Source organism: Streptomyces sp. NPDC004667, from assembly GCF_040609475.1.
In the GTDB taxonomy this organism is placed as follows: Bacteria; Actinomycetota; Actinomycetes; order Streptomycetales; family Streptomycetaceae; genus Streptomyces.
The window spans coordinates 1-15,879 of record NZ_JBEXKC010000122.1; the positions used below are offsets into that span (position 1 = coordinate 1).

Below are 15,879 nucleotides of genomic sequence, written 5' to 3' on the forward strand. Positions count from 1 at the left end.
GGCGCCGCCGCGAAGCTGGCCGGGCTCCCGGCCAATCACGCGCCGGACTTCGCGCCCGACGTGCGCACGGCCCTGCCGGCGGGGGTGGGCGCGCTCACGTCGGCGGCGCTGGCCTGCCTGGAGCCGCGCCGCTGAGCCGGCCGGCGGACGGGCCGGTTCCCGGGGTCAGAAGGGCCTGGTCGGGAGGTACTTGCCGTCGAGGGTGATGACGGCGCGCTCACCGCCGTCGGGGTCGGCGACCTTGCGCACGTCGAGGCGGAAGTTGATGGCGCTGATGATGCCGTCGCCGAACTCCTCGTGGACCAGGGCCTTGAGGGTGGTGCCGTAGACCTGGAGCATCTCGTGGAAGCGGTAGATCGTCGGGTCGGTGGGGACCGAGCCGGGGATCGAGCCCCGGGTGGGGATGGTCTGCAGCCACATCGCGGCGTCCTCGTCGAGGCCGAGGAGTTCGGCGACGGCCTTGGCGGCGGGCTCGGGCAGCGGGTGCTGGCCGAGGACCGCGGCGGTGACGAAGGCCACGGACAGGCCGGTGACGTCGGCGATCTGGCGCCAGGTCAGGTTCTTGCGGACCTTGGCCTCGACGGCCGCGTCGGCGATCCGCTCACGGACGGCGGGGGCGAACTGGGCGTGCACCATGGGAAGGGTTTCCTTTCGGAGGGGGAAGGGGTTCGGGGCGGGGAGGGGCACCGGGGCGCGGGTCAGGCCGCGAGGGCGACGGGGCCGCCGGTGCGCTCGATCTCCTCGACGGCGCCGGAGGGGATGTCGTAGACCCAGCCGCGCAGGACCAGCGAGCGGGCGGCGAGGGCGCGGGCCACCGAGGGGTGGGTGGCGAGGTTCGCCAGCTGGGCCCGGACGTTCTCCCGTACCAGCGCGTCCAGGGGGTACGGGCCGCCGTCGGCCGGTGCGGTACGGGCGAGGGCGGCGTCCGCGTGGCGGAGCCAGTCGGCCACCGCCGGGAGGGGCACGAGGTCGTGGCCCTCGGCGAGCGCGGTCATAGCGCCGCAGGCGGAGTGGCCGCAGACCACGATGTCGGTGACGCCGAGGACGGCGACGGCGTACTCGACGCCGGCCGCCACCCCGTCCGGGCCCGGGGTGTGCGCGGGGACGAGGTTGCCCGCGGTCCGGACGACGAACAGCTCGCCCGGCTCGCTCTGGGTGATCAGTTCGGGCACCACGCGGGCGTCGGAGCAGCTGATGAACAGGGTCCGCGGGCGGTGGGTCGCGGCGAGCTCCGCGAAGAGCTCCGCCTTGGCGGGGAAGACGTCGTGGCGGAACCGCTCGACGCCCTCGGTGAGGTCGTGCATGGTCACTCCCGTTCTCTGGGATCCACCCCGTGGGGCTGACGTGTTCCACCATGCATGAGCTGCGGTCATAGTGTCCAAGAGCAGAATTCGATGACTCTCATCGATGCCATCTATAGTCGGTTGCATGGCTTTGGAACTGCGTCACCTGCGCTATCTGCTCGCGGTCGCCGAACACAGCAGCTTCACGCGCGCCGCCGAGGAGCTGCGGATCTCCCAGCCCACCCTGTCCCAGCAGGTCAAGCAGCTGGAGCGGACGGTGGGCGTACAGCTCCTGGACCGCAGCGGACGCGCGGTGCGCCTCACGGACGCCGGAGCGGTCTACGCGGAGCACGCCCGCCGGGCGCTGCGGGACCTCGCGGCGGCCGAACGGGCGGTCCACGACCTCGCCGACCTGAGCCGCGGCCACCTGCGGCTGGCCCTCACCCCCACCTTCACGGCGTACCTCCTCGGCCCGCTGCTCGCCGCCTTCCACACGGCGCACCCCGGCATCACGGTGGAGGTGCGGGAGCTGCCCCAGGACCGCATCGAGGCGGCGCTGCTGGCCGACGACACCGACCTCGGCATCGCCTTCCGGGGCGTCCACCCGCCGGGGATCGCCGCGACCGGGCTGTTCACCGAGACCCTGGGCCTGGTGGTCGGCGGCCGCGGTACGGCCCCCGCGGCTCCGGAGCCGGATCCGCTGCCGGTAGCGGCCCTGACGGACCGCCGGCTGGCGCTGCTGAGCGGGGACTTCGCCACCCGGGAGCACATCGACGCCTACCTCGCCGCGCACGGGGTACGGCCGCGGGTCGCGGTGGAGGCCGGATCCGTCCAGGCGCTGACCGAGCTCGTGCGGCGGACCGGCCTGGCCACCGTCCTGCCCGACGCCGTCACCGACGACCATCCCGGGCTGTCGCCGATCCGGCTGGACCCGCCCCTGCCGCCGCGCACGGTGTGCCTGCTGCGGCGCGACGGCGCGTACCGGAGCAGCGCCTCCCGGGCCTTCACCGCGCTGGCCCGGGAGGTGACCGCCGCCCGGGGGTACGCCCCGCCCGGGGGAACGCAGACCGTGCGGGGTCAGGAGAGCCCGTAGCGACGGGCCGACTCCTCCTCCTGCGCCAGCCGGTGCATGGCCTTGAGCACCGGCTCGAAGAGGACGGCGGAGGCGACCGCCGCCTCCACCCGCTCCGCCTCCGAGGGGTAGTCCTCCATGTTGTCGAGGTCGTGGACGGCCACCTGGTGCATCAGGCGGGCGTAGGGCGCCAGCAGCCGCGCGTCCCAGCGGTAGCCGAGGCGGATGAGCGAGGCGACCGCCACCACCAGGGAGCGGTGGTCCGGGGAGAGGGGAGCCAGTTCCCGGGCGGTCGACCAGCCCAGCTCCTCCAGCAGACGGTCCACCTCGGCGCGGGCCGTCACCACGGCCTCGTCCTCCTCCTCCGGCTCCGGCAGGCGCGGCAGCGCCCACAGGGCGGCTCCCGTGCGGATGGTCCGGCCCAGCGACTCGTCGTCGACGTGCCGGAGCACCTCGCGGGCCGTCGCCACGGGCACCCCGCCCACCTGGATCAGCGTGCGCACCAGGCGCAGCCTGCGCAGATGCGTGTCCTCGTAGTCGGCCGTCGTCGCGCCGATCCGGCGGCCGGGCGGCAACAGGCCTTCGCGCAGGTAGTACTTGATGGTCGCGGTGGAGACACCGCTGCGCTCGCTCAGCTCCGCCAGCCGCATCCCTGTGTGCCTTTCCTCGGAGAGCGCCACTATCTCATCAGGTAAGCGCTCGCCGGGCGGGCCGGGCCGGGTCGGCCCAGGATGGGAGGGAGAGGGGGTCGGGTACCGACGGGAGTGGCTACATGAGCGGCAGGCGGTACGAGCTGGTCTTCCCCTCCACCGACGGGACGGGCGAGGACGTCGTGGTGGTGGACCGCACCGACACCGCGGGGCCGGGCGGCCACCCGGTGTACGCCGACGCCACCGGCATCGTCCGCGCGGAGATCAGCGACCGGGGCGAGGTGCGCATGCTCCCCTCGGGCGGCCACCAGGTCCCCGCGCACCCGCTGGCGGCCCGCCCGCTGCCGGACGGGTGACCCCGGTCCGCCGGTCCGGGCGGGCGGCGGGAGCGGTCGCTCAGGAGTCCGCGCGGGCCGCCGCCTGGCGCTGGCGCTTGCTCTGCTTGGCGAGCGAGAGGTCCTCGGCGCTGGAGCGCAGCCGCTTGAAGCCGTAGCCGCGTTCCGTCATCCAGCTCTCGGCGGCCAGTTCGGCGCGGGCGGTGGCTTCGAGGATGTCCTCCTCCGCCTCCCCCGAGTCGAGGAAGCGGAAGGTGAAGGAGTTGCGGGCGGCGAGCTCGTAGGAGAGGTTCCCCTCGGTGGTGAACGAGGCGCGCAGTACGTCGTGTTCGGGGGCCGCGGCCGTCAGCTCGGCGTGCTGTTCGGCGGTGAGGCCGTCGAAGAAGCCGCGGACGGTGACGCGGAAGGTGCGGGTGCTCATCGTGTCACCGTAGACGGGGCCGCCCGCGCGGCGCACCGCATTTTCGGCGGTCGCCGGGGGCGGCCCGGACGGGTTCGCGCACGGACGGGTCACCTGTCGACGGGGGCTCCCAGGGGGTCGAGGGCGCGGCGCCGGCGGCTGATGGAGTCGGGGTCCCAGCCGGGACGGGGGACGGAGGCCAGGAGCAGCCGGGTGTACGGATGGTGCGGGGTGGTGAGCAGTTCGGCGACGGGCCGGTGTTCCATGGTCCGGCCCCGGTACATGACGAGGGCTTCGTCGCACACGTAGCGGACCACGGCCAGGTCGTGGCTGACGAAGACCAGGCCGATGCCGGTGTCGCGGCGGATGTCGGCGAGCAGGTTGAGGACCTGGGCCTGCACGGACACGTCCAGGGCGGACACGGCTTCGTCGAGGACGAGCACGGCCGGTTCGACGGCGAGGGCGCGGGCGATCGCGGCGCGCTGGCGCTGGCCGCCGGAGAGGTGGCGGGGCAGGGCCGCCGCTTCCCGGTCGCCGAGCCCGACCCGGGCGAGGAGCGCCCGGACTCGGGCGGCGCGCTCGGCCGGGTCGCGGGTTCCGTGCAGCCGGAGCACCCCGTCGAGGGTGGCCCCGATCGTGATCCGGGCGTCGAGCGAGAGGTAGGGGTCCTGGAAGACGATCTGGACGGCCTTGGCGCGCGCCAGCCGGGCCGCCCTGCCGCGTACGGACGCGGCCAGGGGGCGGCCCTGGACGTGGATCTCCCCGGAGTCGGGGCGTTCGAGGCCGATCAGCATCCGGGCGGTGGTGGTCTTCCCCGATCCGGACTCGCCGACGATGCCGAGGGCGCCGCCGGGGCGCAGCGTGAAGGACAGGCCGTCGACGGCGACGACCTCGGCGGCGCCGCTCCGGTAGGTCTTGCGCAGTCCTTCGACCCGCAGGAGCGGGGGCTGGTCGGTGGTCACCTGACCTCCTGGTTCGGGTGGGGACGGTGGTCGCCGTGCCGGTCGCGGTCGGGTGTGAGGGTCAGTTCGCCGGCCCGGTGGCAGGCGACCAGGGCCGGGCCGTGCTCGCTCAGTGGGGGCGGTGACTGGTCGCAGCGGCCGGGTTCGGCGTAGCGGCAGCGCGGGGCGAAGGCGCAGCCGGTGGCGGATTCGAGCAGGCCCATGGGGGCCCCGGGGATGGGGACGAGCCGCTCGGGCGCCCTGCCGTCCAGCGGCGGGGAGGAGCCGAGCAGTCCGGCGGTGTACGGGTGCCGGGGCGTGGTGAAGAGGTCTCCCACGGGGGCGGTCTCGACGATGCGGCCCGCGTACATCACGTAGATCCGGTCGCTGACGGAGGCGGCGAGTTCGATGTCGTGGGTGATCAGGAGCAGGCCCAGGCCGCGTTCGCGCCGCAGCCGGCCGAGGACGGCGAGGATCTCCGCCTGGGTGCTGACGTCGAGGGCGGTGGTCGGCTCGTCGCACAGCAGCAGGCGGGGTTCGGCGGTCAGGGCGGCGGCGATCACGACGCGCTGGAGCATGCCGCCGGACAGCTCGTGCGGGTACTGGTCCAGGTGGCGGACGGGGTCGGGGAGACCGACCGCGCCGAGCAGTTCGGCGGCCCGGGCACGGGCCCGGTCCCGGGTCCAGCCGTGGACCAGGCGCAGGGACTCGGTGAGGAAGTCCCCGACGCGGCGGACGGGGTTGATCGCGGCGCGGGGGTCCTGGTAGATCATCGCCGCGGTGGCGGTGCGCACCTCGCGCAGGCTCGCGGCGTCGGCTCCGACGAGGTCGGTGCCGTCGACGCTGACCCGGCCGTCGATCCGGGCACCCTCGGGGAAGAGGCCGAGGGCGGCGCGGGCGGTGACGGACTTGCCGGACCCGGACTCGCCGACCAGGGCGACGGCCTCGCCGGCCCCGACGGTGAGGCCGATGCCGTCGAGGACGGGGCGGGCCGTTCCGGGCAGGGTGACGCTGAGGTCTTCGTACCGGAGCAGGGTCATCGGGGGTCCCTTCCAGCGATCTTGTCGGCGAGGCTCTCCCCGACGACGGTGAAGGCGACGACCACGACGACGACCGCGACGGCCGGGACGACCGCGGACAGCGGCTGCCCCTGGAGCACTGCGGCCTGCCCCTGGTTGATCATGGCGCCCCAGTCGGGTGTCGGCGGCTGGACACCGAGGCCGAGGAAGGAGAGGGCGGCCAGGTCGAGCAGGGCGTAGCCGAAGTTCACCGTCGCCTGGGCGAGGAGCGTCGGGGCGATGTTGGGGAGCATCCGGCGGACCGTCACGAACACGGCGGAGTGGCCCTGGACGGTGTAGGCGGCGATGTAGGGGCGGGCCTTCTCCTGGAGGGCCAGGCCCCGGACGAGGCGTGCGGTGTACGGCATGTAGGCGATGGCCATGGCGAGCACGGGGGCGGTCATGCCCTTGCCGAAGAGGGCGACCGCGAGGATCGCGAGCAGCAGGGCGGGGAAGGCGAACAGCACGTCGAGCACGCGTCCGGCGAGGGCGTCGGTCCGGCCGCCGCGCCACGCGGTGAACAGGCCGACGGCGACGCCGATGGCGGTGGAGAACACCACGACGGCCAGCGGCCCGACCAGACTGGTCCGGGTGCCGACGAGGAGCGCCGAAAGGGTGTCGTGGCCGCCCTGGTCGGTGCCGAGCCAGTGCCCGGCGCCGGGCCCGAGGAGGGTGTCCCCGAGGCTGCCGAAGGTGGGGTCGTGCGGTGCGATCCAGGGTGCCAGGGCGGCGACCAGGACGAACAGGGCGAGGAGGAACAGGCAGGCCCACTGGAGCGGGCCGCCGCCGAGGGCGCGTAGCCGGGTGAGGCGGGCGGGGCGCGACAGAAGCGTGGCGGAGGCCCGGGTGTCTGCGGTCATCGGGCACTCCCCCCGGCCGCCGTGCGGGGGTCGATCAGCGGGTGCAGGAGGTCCACGAGGGCGTTGACGACGACGAAGGCGGCCACGACCAGCAGCACGATCGCCTGGACGACCTGGAAGTCGAGCTGGTCGACGCTCTGGACGAGCAGGGAGCCCACGCCCGACATGCCGAAGGCGGTCTCGACGATGGCGGTGCTGACGAGCATGCCCGAGACGAGGAGCGCGGAGACGGTGACGATGGGGCCCAGCGCGTTGCGCAGGACGTGGCGCCGGATCACGGTCCGCCGGGGGGTGCCCCGGCTGAGCGCGACCTCGACGTGTTCGCGGCGCAGTTCGTCGAGCATCGCCGAGCGGGTCACCCGGGTCACCAGGGCCGTGAAGGTCACGGCCAGGGCGATGGCCGGCAGGACGACGTGGTGCAGCCGGTCGAACACCCCGCTGCCGTTGCCGATGGTCGGGAACCAGCCCAGGCGGACTCCGAGGAGGGAGCGCAGGAGCAGGGCGACGACGAAGGCGGGTGCGGCCGCCCCGACCGTGACCAGCAGCATCAGGGTCCGGTCGGTGCGGGAGCCGCGGCGCAGCGCTCCGACGATCCCCGCGCCGACGCCCACGACGGCGATCATCAGGGCCGAGGTGGCGACGAGGAGCAGGGAGGAGGGCAGCCGGGACCAGATGACCGCGGAGACGTCCTGGTGGAAGAGGTGGGAGCGGCCGAAGTCCCCCTGGACGACACCTTCGAGCCAGTTCCAGTAGCGCAGCAGGAAGGGCTGGTCGAAGCCGTACTGGTGGCGCAGTTCGGCGAGTTGTTCGGGGCCGGGGCTGCGCCCGCGCACCAGGAAGGAGACCGGGTCGCCGGGCGCGAGGTAGAGGGAGGAGAACACCAGGAAGGAGGTGACCAGGAGGGTCGCGGCCATCCCGGCGAGCCGGCGCAGGACCCGCCCGGCCCGGGCGAGGACCGCCGGGGCGGGACCGGACGGGGCGGGCGGCGCCGTGCCCGGGGGCTCGTCGGTCATCCCTTGGCTCCGATCTCGGCGGCCCACGGGTAGTAGAGGTAGGCGATGGAGGGCTGGACGCCGGTGATCCGCTTGCCCAGGAAGACGCTCACGGGCTGGGTGTACAGGGGCAGCCAGGGCAGTTCGCGCAGGGCGATGCGCTGGGCCTCGGCATTGGCCTCCGCGTGGCCGGCCGGGTCGTAGGTGTCGATGGCCCGGTCGACGGCCGCGTCGTAGGCGGGATCGGACCAGCCGCCGTAGTTGCTGAACGCGCCGGTGCGCAGGGAGGCGTACATGTCCAGCGGATCGGTGATGGAGGTGTACCAGAAGGTGAGGAAGAGGTCGACGCCCTCGCGTGCGGCGGGGTCGGTGAAGAGCGCGGTGTACTTCTCGGCGGAGACGCTGTCGATCTGCGGCTTGAGCCCGATGGCCGTGGCGGCCTGGGCGACGGCCTGGGTGATGATCGTGGTCTGCGAGTCCAGGGGGCTGGTCGCGATCACGACCTTCTGGCCGGACACTCCGGCCTCGGCAGCGAGCGCCTTGGCCTTGGCGGGGTCGTAGGGGTACTTCGGCAGGTCCTTCAGGAGGGCCTCGCGGGTGGCCGCGGGCACGTCGCTCCACAGGTTGTCGGTGACGAGCGAGTCGGCGACCTCGCCGGCGCCGCCGGCTCCGGCCTTGACGATGCCCTTGCGGTCGATGGCCATGAGCAGGGCCCGGCGTACGCGGGCGTCGCCGAGGGGGCCCTTGAGGTTGCCGACGACCTCGTCGGCGACGGTGGTGTTGCGGCCGAAGTAGAGGCTTCCGGCCTGGGTGGAGCGCAGTTGGGCGTACGCGTTGGGCGGGACCATCCAGCCGCCGTCGACCTCGCCGGACTGGAAGGCGTTGACCCGGGTGGTGGCGTCGGCGAGGAAGACGAACTTCACCTCGCCGGACCTGGCCTTGAGTTCGGGGTTCCAGTAGGCGTCGTTGCGCTTGAGGGTGAGGGACTGGCCGGAGGTCCAGGAGCCGAAGGAGAAGGGGCCGGTGCAGTTGACGCCGGTCTGCGGGTTCCCGTAGTCCTTGCCGGCCTTGGCCAGGGTGGCGGCGGACTCCACCGTGCCGGGGGCGGCGGCGAGGTACTTGTTGAAGGTGGAGTCGGGCTGGGTGAGCGTGACGGTGACCTCCATGTCACCGCTGCGCTCCACCGACTTGACGTTCTTGAAGGGGTAGGCCCAGACGCTGGCGACGGCCGGGTCCAGGTTGCGGCGCAGCGAGGCGACGACGTCGTCGGCGGTGAGCGGGGTCCCGTCGTGGAACCGCACGCCGGGCCGGATCCGGTAGACCCAGGTGGTGGGGGTGGGGTTGGTGAACGATTCCGCGAGGTTGGGGGAGGTCGTGAGGTCCGGGTTCCAGCGCAGCAGGCTCTCGCAGACGTTGGCGAGGATCTGGTTGGGCGGGTAGTCGAAGGACTGGGCGTAGTCGATGGAGGCGGGCTCGGCGAAGGTGGACCAGGTGAAGGAGGCGAGGTCGCCGGCCGGGGCGGGGGTGCGGTCGGTGATCGTGTAGGCGGCGGCCGCGTCCTTCGCCGGGTGGGCCGTGCCGCTGCACCCGCCGGTGAGGAACACGGCGGTGGCGGCGAGGCCGCCGACCGCGGCGCGCCTGAGGCGGACGGTGCGGGAGGTATGGGTGGTAAGGCTGGTGTTCTGCGTGCGTGTCGCTCTCGATCGGGCTGATGGCATCGTCTGCCTCCGTGAGGGGGGAGCTTCCTGAGGGGCGTGGTGCTGCCCGGCCGCGGGCGGACCGGCCGGGGCGTTGCGGTGCGTCACCGGTGGGGGCCGGAGCTCAGTCCTTCGCGGCGAAGACCTGTTCGCCGTCGAGGTAGGTGCGGCGCACCCGGGTGCCGGCGATCTCGCCGGGGGGCAGCTCGAAGGGGTTGCGGTCGAGCACGACGAGGTCGGCGTACTTGCCCTCCTCGACGGTGCCGGTGACGGCGTCGAGGTGGTTCGCCCAGGCGCTGCCGGCGGTGTAGGCGGTCAGGGCCTGGGCGAGGGTCAGGGCCTGCTCCGGGAAGAAGGGGGCGGCCGTCTCGTGGCGGCCGTGGGGGCCGTGGGCCGCGTCGGGGGTTCCGGCGGCCTCGTCGGGGACGGTCCGGTTGACGGCGACGTGGATGCCCCAGAGCGGGTTGGGGCTGCTCACCGACCAGTCGCTGCCGGCGACCAGGCGGGTTCCGGCGCGCCCGAGGTCTCCGAACGGGTACTGGAGGGCGGCGCGTTCGGGCCCCAGGAAGGGGATCGTCAACTCGTCCATCTGCGGTTCGTGGGCGGCCCACAGCGCCTGGATGTTGGCGGCCGCCCCCACCCGGGCGAAGCGGGCGATGTCGTCGGGGTGGACGACCTGGAGGTGGGCGAGGTGGTGGCGGTTGTCGTTGGCGCCGTTGGCCGCGCGGGCCGCTTCGAGCGCGTCGAGGACCTCCCGGACCGCGCGGTCCCCGAGCGCGTGGAAGTGGAGCTGGAAGCCCGACCGGTCGAGGAGCCGTACGGCTTCGGTGAGGAGCTCGGGATCGATGAAGCTGAGGCCGGAGTTCGCGGTGGCGCAGCCGCAGCCGTCGAGGTAGGGCTCCAGCATGCCGGCCGTGAAGTTCTCGGCGATGCCGTCCTGCATGATCTTGACGCTGGTGGCGTTGAAGCGGCCGACCCGTCCGTTGCGGCGGCGCTCCTCGATCCCGGGTATCTGTTCCAGCCCGCGTTCGCGGTCCCACCACAGGGCGCCGACCACCCGGGCGCGCAGCGACCCCTCGCGGGCGGCGCGCAGGTAGACGTCGTAGTTGTCGGGGTTGCCGGGGAAGGCTCCGATCATGGCGTCCTGCCAGCTGGTCACGCCGAGGGAGAAGAGGTGCTCCTGGGCGGCGAGGAGGCCGGCGTGGGCCTCGTCGGCGGTGGCGATCGGCACGTGGCGGGCGACCAGCTCCACCGCCCCTTCCTGGAGGGTGCCGGCCGGGAACCCGTCCGGTTCCCGCTCGATCCGGCCGTCCACCGGGTCGGGGGTGGCGGCGTCGACGCCGGCGAGGCGCAGGGCCCGGGTGTTGACCCAGGCGCCGTGTCCGTCGCGGTTGCCGAGCAGGACGGGCCGGTCGGGCACCACGGCGTCGAGCATGGCGCGGGTGGGGGTGCCGCCGGGGAAGACGTCCATCGACCAGCCGCCGCCGCGGATCCACGGCGCTTCGGGGTGCGCGGCGGCGTACGCGGCCACCACGGCCAGGTATCCGTCGGCCGAGTGCTCCCCGCTCAGGTCGCAGCCGAGCATCTGGACGCCGGCCACGACCGGGTGGACGTGGGCGTCCTGGAATCCGGGGACGAGCAGCCCGCCGGCGAGGTCCACCACCTCGGTGCCCGCGTCCGCGAGGGAGCGCACGGCGCTCTCGTCGGCGACGGCGAGGATCCGGCCCGCGCCGACGGCCACGGCCGCGTCGACCGGTGTCGCGCCGGTCCCGGTGAACACCTGTCCTCCCACGAAGACGGTGTCCGCCCGCTGCCTGCCGTACTGCCTGTTCCGGTCCATCGACGCTTCCTCCGGCTCGGCGGGCGGGGCCCGCACGGCGTGTTCGTTGAGGAGGAGTGAACGGGAGCGCAACATTGTTGTCAACGGTGTTGCGCTGCCTCTGTTCCGCATCGTTACACTGACCGCACCATGCCGAAGTCATCCGAGACACCCACCCGGTCCAAGCGCGCCGGAAGCCAGCTCACGCCCGACGCCATCATCGAAGCGAGCCTGCGCATCGCGGCGCGCGGCAGCGCGGACGCCTTCACCGTGCGCCGCCTCGGCGAGGAGCTCGGTGCCGACCCGACGGCGGTCTACCGGCACTTCCGCGACAAGGACGACCTGCTGCTGTCCGTGGCGGACCGCACCCTGGGCGAGGTCCTCGACAGCATCCCCGGGGGCCTCGACTGGAAGGACCGGCTGCGGGCCCTGGCCGCCGGCTCTCTGGAGGTCGCCCTCAAGTACCCCGTGGTCGGCTCGACCATGGCCAGCCGGACCACCCGCAGGCCCAACGAGTTCCGGGTGGTGGAACTGATCCTCGGCGCCGTCACGGAGGCCGGGCTCGAAGGCGCCGAGGCGGCCGTGCACTACCGGATGGTCGGCGACTCCCTGCTGGCCTACGTCGGCCAGCGCGCCGCCTACCTGCTCTTCGACCCGGACGTCCGCGCGGCCGACGAGTCCTCCTGGAGCCGCGAGTACCGGCTGGTGGATCCCGTGGGCTTCCCGCACATCACCGGGCTGAGCGCCGAGCTCGCCGGGGTGACGGAGGAGCAGATCTTCGAGGTGCGGGTGGAGGCGCTGATCACCGCGATCGAGACGCGGGTACGGACCCTGCGCGGCGGCTGAACCCCGCCGCCCCGGTCCGGCCGCGCACGGCCGAGTGGGCGCGGGAGGCGTTCGTGGCGCCGCAGCGCACGGGTCGCGTGCTGGGTCTCGGCGAGAAGCCGGCGGCGCGGACTTGGGGGGCAGCGCCGCCTCCACCCGGCGCAGGCCACGTCCGGTTCGACCGCACCCGGTGAGCGCCCGGTGGTGCCGCTCCCGTCGTGCGGGAGCGGCACCATGCGGGGCGGGGGCCCGTCAGGCGGACCGTCAGGCCTTGCCCTTGAGGGACGTCACCAGCTGCTTCGTCAGCTTGGTGGCACCCGTGACGCCGTTGTCGCTGCCGCTGCTGGCGAGCACGGTCACCACCGAGGTGCCGACCCGCGCGGCCACCAGCGTGGTGCCGCCCTGCCAGGCGGTGCTCGTCTGGGTGATGACCCAGGCGCCGTCGCCCACGCCCGCCAGGGGCTTTTCGGCGACGGTCACCTTGGCGTGGGTGGCGCCGTCGGTGTAGCTCGGGCAGGCCATGGAGATCTTGCCCAGCGCGCCGAGCACGGTCGTGGCGGTCGTGTCCCGGTAGACGTCGATCTCCTGGGCGAACTCCTCGGAGGAGTTCTTGTCCACGTAGGCGTTCTGCGCGAACGAGACGCCGGTGATCCCGGTGATCTCCGTCCACGAGGTCCCGCCGAGCTTGGTGCAGTCGGGGGTGGGCACATCGGCGGCGGCCGGAAGCTGGTACGTGTCGCCGGTGTCGCGCGCGAGCTCCGGGTCGGCGGTGAAGCCGGACGCGAAGAACGAAGCGGGTGCGAGCGCCGCTTTGAGCTGCTTGCCGGTCGGCAGGCCCTTGTTGGGCTCCGCGGCCGCGGCCGACGGCGCCGCGGCGGCAGCCGGCGAGCCCGCGGCCGGGGCCTTCGGGGCTGCCTTCGGGGCGGCCTTCGTCGCGGTGAAGGAGCAGGCGGTCAGCGCCAGCGGAAGTGCCGCAACGGTGAGAAGCCTGGCGGCGGAGGATATCTGACGCACGATGTGACTCGACCTCGATGTTCGCATGCATGACGCACCGGATGGCCCGGCACGTCACGGTTCTGTTCGGTTCGGCTGAGACCGGATCACCCGGCCCCGCCCCCGCCCGCACCCGGCAGGGCGCCGGTCGGCGCCGAGAGCGGTGGAGCGGGAGGCGGAGCCGACGGGTTGGGGCCCGGCGGAGCTCAGCATGGGGACTCGCGCATCCCATCGGGTCGCCCCCCGGCGGGGCAAGGGCCCGGCACATGCTTTGCCAGAGGATGGAAAACGTTTACCGGAATACACCCGTCCGCACCTGGATCCTGCTAAAGGCCTCAGCGTTGGGCGTTCCAGCCGGCCGGGCCGTTCACCGGGATCGCGGTCCGTCCCAGGGGTGCAGGCCGGCCAGCTTGTCGGGGTTGACCTGGAAGCGGAGGTTGCGCATCAGGCCGCCCTCCAGGTCGTAGGTGATCGCGCCGACGGGGGTGTCGCCCGCCAGGACGAGGACGCCGAGCTCGCCGTTGATGACGGCGGGGGTGGGGACGGGGACGGCGTCCACGGCGTCCCGCGCGGTCTTGGCGATCACTCCGATCAGGAATCGGCCCACGTGGTCGGCCCCGTACAACGGCCGCCTGGCGGCGCTGACCTTGCCGCCGCCGTCCGACCACGCGGTGACGTCGGGGGCGAGCAGTTCCAGCACGGCGTTGAGGTCGCCGCCGGCGCAGGCGCTCAGGAAGCGGGCCGTGACCTCCTCGCGCCGTGCGTCGTCGGCGTCGTAGACCGTGCGCCGCTCCGCGACGTGCTTGCGCGCCCGGTGCGAGATCTGGCGGACCGTCGCCTCCGGGCGGCCCAGGAAGCCGGCGATCTCGGCGTGCGCGTAGCCGAAGGCCTCGCGCAGCACGAACACGGCGCGCTCCACGGGGGTGAGGCTCTCCAGGACGACCAGCATCGCCGTGGACACGCTCTCGGCGAGCTCGCGTCCCTGCGCGACGTCGGGGACGGTGAGCAGGGGCTCGGGGAGCCAGGGGCCGACGTACTCCTCGCGCGTGGCGCGGGCGGAGGTCAGGCGGTTGAGCGACAGGTTGGTCACCGTGCGGACGAGGTACGCCTTGGGGTGACGGACCTCGGACCGGTCGGCCTTGTTCCAGGCCAGCCAGGTGTCCTGGACGATGTCCTCGGCGTCGCCGACCGTGCCGAGCATGCGGTAGGCGGTGGCGAACAGGAGCCTTCGGTGGGCGTCGAAGGGGTCCGCTTCGGGTTCGGTCGGGGTCACTGTTCGATTCTGCACGGCGGGCCGCGCCCGGGACCAGCCGCGGGGCCGGGCTCACGGCCCGGCCCCGGGCGGTCCGGGGCGGTGCCCGTCAGGTGAGGGTGCGCACCCGCTGGTCGCCCAGTTCGTAACGGGCGGCCGCCACGGCCAGTTTCCCGGCGGATATGGCACGGGCCAGGTCGGGTTCGGCGGCGAGCCGGTCGCGGGTACGGCGGGCATGGGCGTCGATGGTGGCGCTGATGCGGGCCTCGCCCTGCCGGCTCCGGTCGATCGCCGGGCGTATCTGGTCGGCCAGGTACTGGATGTGCGTGGGCAGCCGGTCGCCGGTCTCGTCGGCGTGGACCGCCGCGCCGACCGCCCCGCACGACTGGTGTCCGAGGACGAGCACCAGCGGGATCGCGAGTTCCAGGACCCCGTAGGCGATGCTGCCGAGCACCGCCTCGTCGAGCACCTCGCCCGCCGAGCGGACGGTCAGCAGGTCGCCGAGCCCCTGGTCGAAGACGAGCTCCGGCGGGACCCGGGAGTCCACGCAGCCCAGCACGACGGCGAAGGGCTGCTGCCCCTTGGCCAGCCGGAGCCGGGTCGACGGGGACTCGTTCGGGTGCTCCTGACGGTACGTGCGCCAGCGCCGGTTGCCGGCCGCCAGCTCGCGCAGGGCCTGCTCCGGGGTGGTCGGCCTGGCACCGGTCGCGGGCCCGGCGGGTGCGGCGGAGGCGGGGAAGGCCGAGCCGAGCGCGAGGACCGACCCGGCGGCCGCCGTCCCGGCCGCGGCGGTGCGCAGGAGGGTGCGTCGGCTGGTCGAACCAGCGCTCGTTTCGCGGGTGTTGGCGGTCCTGAGCCGTGAAGTACGCATGTTCGTAGGCTGCTTGATCGAAAACATGCGCGACGATATCCCGCTTTACCTGCTCTTGACCAAGCTTTGGGGAGAGATTTGGCGCGATACCGCTCCTCTGCGACTCAAACCGTGTGCAGCGTGACGACGGCCGCCCGGCCCGGGGTGCGCAGGAGCACGGTGGCGGGGCCCTGGAGCAAGGCAGCGTCGTACGGCCCCAGTTCGACGGCCGGACCGGGGGCCGGTTCCGCCGGCTCCAGCACGGCCGGGCCGTCGAGCGCGCAGACCAGCAGGGTCTCCCCGGGCAGGACGGCCAGGGTCGGTTCGCCGCGCACGACGGCGGTCCGGGCCAGCGTGCTCGCGCGCCGGTACATCACGTTGAAGTTGACGACGGGGCCGCCCAGCAGCCGGCACCCGGTCGGCCGGTCGCCGGGGAAGTGCCGCGGCGCGTAGCGCTCGTCGACGAGCCGGCGCTCGCCCGCGACGGTGAGGTCCATGCCGGCCCCTTCGGCCAGCGTGAGCGTCCGGTCGACACCGGGGAACTCCGAGAACGGGCCGTCGGCGTCCACTTCGGCGAGGCTGATCCGCCAGTCGAACGCCGCCGTGCCCGCGTGCTCGGGCAGGGCGGCGATCTCGCGGGTGACTCCCCCGCCGTTCTTCCACGGCACGGCCGTTCGTACGGCGGCGCGCAGGATCCGGATGTCGGCGGGGCCGGTCATGCGGCTTTTCCTTCCCTCGGGTCGGTACCGTCCCGCGGCTGCGGCTCCCCGCGAACGGGGTGGAGAGCCCGCGAAGAGGAGCGGAACCCGGCGTGGGCGATCCCGCGCAGGACGTCCTGGAGTCGTCCCCGCA

The 15,879-nt window shown here is 73.6% G+C and carries 17 protein-coding genes and 1 pseudogene; 4 read left to right on the forward strand and 14 right to left on the reverse strand.

The genetic code is table 11. The features are described 5' to 3' along the window. Nucleotides 1-135 (forward strand): annotated as a pseudogene (locus ABZW32_RS36015) (amidohydrolase); the annotation flags it as partial. A gap of 30 nt (nt 136-165) precedes the next feature. Here ABZW32_RS36015 and cynS read toward each other — a convergent pair. Continuing rightward, the gene (gene cynS, locus ABZW32_RS36020; RefSeq protein WP_356224539.1) at nt 166-636 is read right to left on the reverse strand and encodes a cyanase; all 471 of its coding nucleotides are present in this window, start codon (nt 634-636) and stop codon (nt 166-168) included. A gap of 62 nt (nt 637-698) precedes the next feature. Continuing rightward, the gene (locus tag ABZW32_RS36025; RefSeq protein ID WP_356224540.1) at nt 699-1,304 is read right to left on the reverse strand and encodes a carbonic anhydrase; all 606 of its coding nucleotides are present in this window, start codon (nt 1,302-1,304) and stop codon (nt 699-701) included. Between the two features lie 124 nt (nt 1,305-1,428). Between ABZW32_RS36025 and cynR the strand changes: the two genes are divergently transcribed. After that, a complete protein-coding gene (gene cynR, locus ABZW32_RS36030) occupies nt 1,429-2,376 on the forward strand; it encodes a transcriptional regulator CynR (protein ID WP_356224542.1) in 948 nt (315 codons plus the stop codon). Here the strand turns inward: cynR and ABZW32_RS36035 are convergent. Continuing rightward, complete coding sequence (locus tag ABZW32_RS36035) at nt 2,361-3,005, reverse strand: MerR family transcriptional regulator (protein WP_356224544.1); 645 nt, start codon at nt 3,003-3,005, stop codon at nt 2,361-2,363. The genes cynR and ABZW32_RS36035 overlap by 16 nt on opposite strands. A gap of 122 nt (nt 3,006-3,127) precedes the next feature. Here ABZW32_RS36035 and ABZW32_RS36040 point away from each other — a divergent pair, with 122 nt between their 5' ends. Beyond that, nucleotides 3,128-3,361 carry a DUF6296 family protein gene (locus ABZW32_RS36040; RefSeq protein WP_356224546.1) on the forward strand — a complete coding sequence of 78 codons (234 nt, stop codon included), beginning with the start codon at nt 3,128-3,130 and terminating at the stop codon, nt 3,359-3,361. Between the two features lie 40 nt (nt 3,362-3,401). On the opposite strand, the gene ABZW32_RS36045 is transcribed toward ABZW32_RS36040, so the two are convergent. From ABZW32_RS36045 to ABZW32_RS36075, 7 genes are all read right to left on the reverse strand, one after another. After that, nucleotides 3,402-3,761 carry a DUF6204 family protein gene (locus ABZW32_RS36045; RefSeq protein ID WP_356224548.1) on the reverse strand — a complete coding sequence of 120 codons (360 nt, stop codon included), beginning with the start codon at nt 3,759-3,761 and terminating at the stop codon, nt 3,402-3,404. An 89-nt stretch (nt 3,762-3,850) separates the two neighbouring features. Continuing rightward, nucleotides 3,851-4,702 (reverse strand): ATP-binding cassette domain-containing protein, encoded by an 852-nt coding sequence (locus ABZW32_RS36050; RefSeq protein ID WP_356224550.1) that lies wholly within the window; start codon nt 4,700-4,702, stop codon nt 3,851-3,853. Then, on the reverse strand, nt 4,699-5,721 hold the full coding sequence (locus ABZW32_RS36055) for an ABC transporter ATP-binding protein (protein ID WP_356224552.1): 1,023 nt from the start codon (nt 5,719-5,721) through the stop codon (nt 4,699-4,701). Before ABZW32_RS36055 ends, ABZW32_RS36050 begins: the two co-directional genes overlap by 4 nt. Next, nucleotides 5,718-6,599: an ABC transporter permease gene (locus tag ABZW32_RS36060; protein WP_356224554.1), complete on the reverse strand. Its 882-nt coding sequence runs from the start codon at nt 6,597-6,599 to the stop codon at nt 5,718-5,720. Before ABZW32_RS36060 ends, ABZW32_RS36055 begins: the two co-directional genes overlap by 4 nt. After that, nucleotides 6,596-7,612: an ABC transporter permease gene (locus ABZW32_RS36065; RefSeq protein WP_356224556.1), complete on the reverse strand. Its 1,017-nt coding sequence runs from the start codon at nt 7,610-7,612 to the stop codon at nt 6,596-6,598. The genes ABZW32_RS36060 and ABZW32_RS36065 overlap by 4 nt, the downstream gene beginning before the upstream one ends. Next, entirely contained in the window at nt 7,609-9,309 is a 1,701-nt protein-coding gene (locus tag ABZW32_RS36070; RefSeq protein ID WP_356224558.1) for an ABC transporter substrate-binding protein, read from the reverse strand. Before ABZW32_RS36070 ends, ABZW32_RS36065 begins: the two co-directional genes overlap by 4 nt. Before the next feature lie 103 nt (nt 9,310-9,412). After that, entirely contained in the window at nt 9,413-11,128 is a 1,716-nt protein-coding gene (locus tag ABZW32_RS36075; RefSeq protein WP_356224560.1) for an amidohydrolase, read from the reverse strand. Nucleotides 11,129-11,257: 129 nt separating this feature from the next. Here ABZW32_RS36075 and ABZW32_RS36080 point away from each other — a divergent pair, with 129 nt between their 5' ends. Further along, on the forward strand, nt 11,258-11,953 hold the full coding sequence (locus ABZW32_RS36080; protein ID WP_356224561.1) for a TetR/AcrR family transcriptional regulator: 696 nt from the start codon (nt 11,258-11,260) through the stop codon (nt 11,951-11,953). A gap of 243 nt (nt 11,954-12,196) precedes the next feature. Here the strand turns inward: ABZW32_RS36080 and ABZW32_RS36085 are convergent, their stop codons facing one another. The 4 genes from ABZW32_RS36085 to ABZW32_RS36100 form a co-directional block, all read right to left on the reverse strand. Then, nucleotides 12,197-12,946, reverse strand: a complete 750-nt coding sequence (locus ABZW32_RS36085) for a hypothetical protein (RefSeq protein WP_356224563.1) — start codon at nt 12,944-12,946, stop codon at nt 12,197-12,199. Nucleotides 12,947-13,292: 346 nt separating this feature from the next. Next, nucleotides 13,293-14,198, reverse strand: a complete 906-nt coding sequence (locus ABZW32_RS36090; RefSeq protein WP_356224565.1) for an RNA polymerase sigma-70 factor — start codon at nt 14,196-14,198, stop codon at nt 13,293-13,295. Between the two features lie 88 nt (nt 14,199-14,286). After that, nucleotides 14,287-15,048, reverse strand: a complete 762-nt coding sequence (locus tag ABZW32_RS36095) for a carbonic anhydrase (RefSeq protein ID WP_356224567.1) — start codon at nt 15,046-15,048, stop codon at nt 14,287-14,289. 104 nt (nt 15,049-15,152) lie between these two features. After that, nucleotides 15,153-15,746: a HutD family protein gene (locus tag ABZW32_RS36100; RefSeq protein WP_356224568.1), complete on the reverse strand. Its 594-nt coding sequence runs from the start codon at nt 15,744-15,746 to the stop codon at nt 15,153-15,155. Nucleotides 15,747-15,879: the final 133 nt, after the last annotated feature.

Bases quoted from the DNA above. Each gene is read 5' to 3' on its own strand.
- ABZW32_RS36060 (WP_356224554.1), bottom strand. From the start codon at position 6,599: ATGACCGCAGACACCCGGGCCTCCGCCACGCTTCTGTCGCGCCCCGCC.
- ABZW32_RS36100 (WP_356224568.1), bottom strand. From the start codon at position 15,746: ATGACCGGCCCCGCCGACATCCGGATCCTGCGCGCCGCCGTACGAACG.
- ABZW32_RS36055 (WP_356224552.1), bottom strand. From the start codon at position 5,721: ATGACCCTGCTCCGGTACGAAGACCTCAGCGTCACCCTGCCCGGAACG.
- ABZW32_RS36035 (WP_356224544.1), bottom strand. From the start codon at position 3,005: ATGCGGCTGGCGGAGCTGAGCGAGCGCAGCGGTGTCTCCACCGCGACC.
- ABZW32_RS36075 (WP_356224560.1), bottom strand. From the start codon at position 11,128: ATGGACCGGAACAGGCAGTACGGCAGGCAGCGGGCGGACACCGTCTTC.
- ABZW32_RS36080 (WP_356224561.1), top strand. From the start codon at position 11,258: ATGCCGAAGTCATCCGAGACACCCACCCGGTCCAAGCGCGCCGGAAGC.
- ABZW32_RS36025 (WP_356224540.1), bottom strand. From the start codon at position 1,304: ATGCACGACCTCACCGAGGGCGTCGAGCGGTTCCGCCACGACGTCTTC.
- cynR (WP_356224542.1), top strand. From the start codon at position 1,429: ATGGCTTTGGAACTGCGTCACCTGCGCTATCTGCTCGCGGTCGCCGAA.
- ABZW32_RS36095 (WP_356224567.1), bottom strand. From the start codon at position 15,048: ATGCGTACTTCACGGCTCAGGACCGCCAACACCCGCGAAACGAGCGCT.
- cynS (WP_356224539.1), bottom strand. From the start codon at position 636: ATGGTGCACGCCCAGTTCGCCCCCGCCGTCCGTGAGCGGATCGCCGAC.
- ABZW32_RS36045 (WP_356224548.1), bottom strand. From the start codon at position 3,761: ATGAGCACCCGCACCTTCCGCGTCACCGTCCGCGGCTTCTTCGACGGC.
- ABZW32_RS36070 (WP_356224558.1), bottom strand. From the start codon at position 9,309: ATGCCATCAGCCCGATCGAGAGCGACACGCACGCAGAACACCAGCCTT.
- ABZW32_RS36040 (WP_356224546.1), top strand. From the start codon at position 3,128: ATGAGCGGCAGGCGGTACGAGCTGGTCTTCCCCTCCACCGACGGGACG.
- ABZW32_RS36065 (WP_356224556.1), bottom strand. From the start codon at position 7,612: ATGACCGACGAGCCCCCGGGCACGGCGCCGCCCGCCCCGTCCGGTCCC.